Source organism: Burkholderia sp. Ac-20353 (assembly GCF_017104785.1).
Taxonomy (GTDB): Bacteria; Pseudomonadota; Gammaproteobacteria; order Burkholderiales; family Burkholderiaceae; genus Burkholderia.
The window spans coordinates 1-4,031 of the sequence record NZ_JAAGPL010000370.1; the positions used below are offsets into that span (position 1 = coordinate 1).

Sequence of the window (4,031 nt, forward strand, 5' to 3'; positions counted from 1 at the left end):
TGGGCGCGCCGGGTCAGCGACGAGGATGCCGCTGGCGCGGGCCAGTCAGGCCAGACGCGTCATGCGCTGCCGCTGCCGCGCGTCGTACCGCCCGCGCCGCGCAGCGCCGCCGGACCGCGCGCGGTGCCGAGCGTCGTGCTGACGCCGAAGGAGCGCGCGATTCTCGAATTGCTCGCGCGCAACCTGTCGAACAAGGAAATCGCAGTCGCGCTCGCCGTCGGCGAGGAAACCGTGAAATGGCACCTGAAGAACCTGTTCGGCAAGCTCGACGCGAGTTCGCGCAAGCATGCGGTGCGCCGCGCGCTGGTGCTCGGCCTCCTCGAAAGCGCGCAGTAGCGCCCCGCAGTAGCCCCCCTTTCCCCCGTCGACTCTCCGTAACCCTGCCCCCCGCGCGTGGGGGGGAGCGGCCGCGCGCCGTTGCGTAGTCTTTCCGCATGACGCAACCCGACGTCGCCCGCGACGTCGGCGCGCGTCGCCTGACGATTTCCCCCGCTTGAACCGGGCAGGCTCGCTCCCGCCCGGCCATCACACCAACATGGAGACTTCGATGAAGACGAAACTGGTCGCGCTCGCCGCGCTTGCCGCCTGTTCGGCAGCCGCGCACGCGCAATCCTCCGTCACGCTGTACGGCGTGGTCGATACGGGCATGCTGTACCAGAGCACGTCGGCCGCGTCGTTCAGCCCCACCGCGCCGAACACCGGCAAGGTGTTCCGGATGAAGGACGGCGGGATCTATTCGAGCTTCTGGGGGATCAAGGGCCGCGAGGACATCGGCGGCGGGTATGCGATCAATTTCAAGCTGCAGGGCTCGTTCGACAGCGGCACCGGCAAGCTCCAGCTGAGCGACACGCCGGGCGCGGTCGCGATCTTCAACCAGGTCGCGTCGGTTGGCGTGTCGGGCCCGTTCGGCACCTTTACCGCGGGCCGCCAGATCGTGCCGATGATCTATGCGATCGCCGATACCGATGTGCGCAACGCGGAGTTCTTCGGCAGCGCGCTGACCGCGTGGCTCGGCATCAACACCGCGGCGGGCTGGCCCGGCACGAGCACCAACGGCGCGATCGGCGCGCTGTACGACAGCAATGCGCTCGTCTACCAGTCGCCGACGTTCGGCGGCGTGTCGGTCGCGCTCGAATATGCGCCGGGCGGCGTCGCCGGGCAGATCCAGGGCGGCACGCGCGAGTCGGTCGTGCTCAAGTACTCGAACTATGGACTGAATGCGGCGGCCGTCTACTACAACGGCCACGATGCGAACCCGGCGCCCGGCTCGACGCCGACCGGCGTGAACAACAACCGCTTCATGTACTTCGGCGCGAAGTACACGATCCACGATTTCTCGGTATCCGCATCGTACGGGAACGGCAAGAATCCCGCGCACTCGGACCAGGCGAATTTCGACATGATATCGGCCGGTGTCGGCTATCGCTTCACGCCCGCGCTGCAGGTCACGTCGGCCGTGTACTACCTGAAGGACCGCAATCGTTCGGCGAACAAATCGACGTCGGTCGTGCTCGCGGCCGACTATAGCCTGTCGAAGCGCACGATGGTCTATGCGCAGGTCGGCCACGTGAACAACCGCGGCACGATGGACCAGATGCTCGCGTACGGGCAGCCGGTCGCGCCGGGGGCCGGCACGACGGCCGCGATGATCGGGATCCGGCATAACTTTTGAGGGGGGCGCCTAGCCGGGGGCGCCTAGCCGGGGCGCGTAGCTGGGGACGCCCGGCCGTCAGCGAAGCTTACGGCAAGCAAGCCCTGACGCCCGCCGGCTGCACCGATTGCGCAGATCGGCTACAGTGGCCGGCTTGGCGCGCCCCGCCGTGCCGGCCGGCATGACTGCCCGTTCCGTTGTCGCGGACGGGCGCGTCACGCCCGCGGCACGGCGGATCGCGGATGATCCACCCGACGAGCGAATCTTCCATGCCCGATCTGTCCGCCTTTCCGATCACGCAAAAATGGCCGGCCCAGCATCCCGACCGCCTGCAGCTGTACTCGCTGCCGACGCCGAACGGCGTCAAGGTGTCGATCATGCTCGAGGAAACCGGCCTGCCGTACGAGCCGCATCTCGTGCGCTTCGACACGAACGACCAGCTTTCGCCGGCCTTCCTGTCGCTGAACCCGAACAACAAGATCCCGGCGATCGTCGACCCGAACGGCCCGGACGGCAAGCCGCTCGCGCTGTTCGAATCCGGCGCGATCCTGATCTACCTCGCCGACAAGACGGGCCAGCTGATCCCGAAGGATCTCGCGGGCCGCTACGAGACGATCCAGTGGGTGATGTTCCAGATGGGCGGCATCGGCCCGATGTTCGGCCAGGTCGGCTTCTTCCACAAGTTCGCGGGCCGCGACTACGAGGACAAGCGTCCGCGCGACCGCTACGTCGCCGAGTCGAAGCGCCTGCTCGGCGTGCTCGACGCGCACCTCGCTGAGCGCAAGTGGATGATGGGCGACACGTACACGATCGCCGACATCGCGATCTTCCCGTGGGTGCGCAACCTCGTCGGCTTCTACGAAGCGGGCGATCTGGTCGGTTTCGGCGAGTTCCGCCACGTCGCCCGCGCGCTCGACGCGTTCGTTGCGCGCCCGGCTGTCGCACGCGGGCTCAATATCCCGGCGCGCGACTGATCCGCACGGCCGGTCGCGCGTTCGACGCGCCGGCCACCGCATACCCGCCGCGTCGCGCGGCGGGCGGCCTGCGTCGCCGCGAACCGGCACCGGCCGGTCCCACCGCACCCGCAGCTCGTCTGGCCGGCCGTTTCCCGAATTCCCGAATCGCAGCGCGAGTCACCGCCGCGCCCGGCCTTGCATCCGACCTAGTCGGGATCGCCGCCGGCCTCGCCCAATCCCGCCAGCAGCTTGCCGAGCAGCCGCGCGAGCTGCGCCTCCTCCGCGTCGGTCAGCGACGCGAGCATCGCCCGCTGGTTGTCGACATGCGCGACCACGGCGTCGTCGATCAGCGCACGGCCCGCGTCCGTCAGCGCGACGAGCGTGCCGCGCCCGTCAGCCGGATTCGGCCGGCGCTCGACCCACCCAGCCTTCTGCAGCCGGTCGATGCGCGCGGTCATGCCGCCCGACGACATCATCAGCGCGTCGTACAGCGCGGTCGGCGTCAGCGCGAACGGCGCGCCGCTTCGGCGTAGCGTCGCGAGCACGTCGAATTCCCCCGGCTGCATCCCGAAGCGCGCGAACAGCGGATTGAGACGGTCGCGCGCGATCACGAGCGCCGCCTCCTGCAGCCGCCCCATCACGAGCATCGACGACGCGTCGAGATCCGGACGCTCGTCGCGCCATTGCGCGACTGCCTGTGCGGCTCGATCCATTGAGGTTCCATCCCTTGAGGCTCCATCCCTTGATGGCTCCATCTATTAACCCTCCTCGGCGAACAAGTTATCTTGACGTCGAGATAAATCGGCATTTATCTTGACGTCGAGACAATTTACACGAAAACGCGCGGCGCCACGATTCGGCGCCGCGCCCGACACCGAGGGCTACACGATGAATCGCTTCAACACACCCGGATGGCGGCTCGCCGCCATCGTACTGGTCGGGCTGAACCTGCGCCCCGCGCTCGCGGCGGTCGGCCCGCTGCTCGACATGATCCAGCGCGCGACCGGCATCGCCGACAGCACCGCGAGCCTGCTCACGACGATCCCGATCGTGCTGATGGGGCTCGGCGCGCTGTGCGCGCGCCGCCTGCAGCGCTCGCCCGGGATCGTGGGCGGCGTCGGAATCGGCATCTTGCTGATCGGGCTCGCGTGCGCGGCGCGCGTCGGTGCGCAGCATGCGTGGCTGCTGCTCGCGAGCGCGTGCTGCGCGGGCGTCGGCATTGCGATGGTGCAGGCGTTGCTGCCCGGCTTCGTGAAGGCCAACTTTGCGACGCGCATCGGCGGCGTGATGGGCGTCTACTCGACGTCGATCATGGGCGGCGCGGTGCTCGCAAGCGTGGCCGCGCCGCTCATCGCGACACGCTGGGGCTGGCTCGCGGCGCTCGCGTGCTGGGTCGTGCCGGCGGTCGTGGCCGCACTCGCGTG

Annotated in this window: 5 protein-coding genes; 4 read left to right on the plus strand and 1 reads right to left on the minus strand. The window is 68.9% G+C overall.

Going from position 1 to position 4,031, the window contains the following annotated elements:
* The 3 genes from G3N94_RS40190 to G3N94_RS40200 form a co-directional block, all read left to right on the plus strand.
* Positions 1-336: helix-turn-helix transcriptional regulator (locus G3N94_RS40190; RefSeq protein WP_241022344.1), on the plus strand; the 336-nt coding region annotated here is incomplete at its 5' end.
* A gap of 211 nt (positions 337-547) precedes the next feature.
* On the plus strand, positions 548-1,672 hold the full coding sequence (locus G3N94_RS40195; RefSeq protein WP_205799735.1) for a porin: 1,125 nt from the start codon (positions 548-550) through the stop codon (positions 1,670-1,672).
* A gap of 248 nt (positions 1,673-1,920) precedes the next feature.
* The gene (locus G3N94_RS40200) at positions 1,921-2,625 is read left to right on the plus strand and encodes a glutathione S-transferase N-terminal domain-containing protein (RefSeq protein WP_205799736.1); all 705 of its coding nucleotides are present in this window, start codon (positions 1,921-1,923) and stop codon (positions 2,623-2,625) included.
* Positions 2,626-2,813: 188 nt separating this feature from the next.
* Here the strand turns inward: G3N94_RS40200 and G3N94_RS40205 are convergent, their stop codons facing one another.
* Complete coding sequence (locus tag G3N94_RS40205; protein ID WP_205799737.1) at positions 2,814-3,320, minus strand: MarR family transcriptional regulator; 507 nt, start codon at positions 3,318-3,320, stop codon at positions 2,814-2,816.
* A 175-nt stretch (positions 3,321-3,495) separates the two neighbouring features.
* On the opposite strand from G3N94_RS40205, the gene G3N94_RS40210 reads away from it, so the two are divergent.
* Positions 3,496-4,031: MFS transporter (locus tag G3N94_RS40210; RefSeq protein ID WP_346778775.1), on the plus strand; the 536-nt coding region annotated here is incomplete at its 3' end.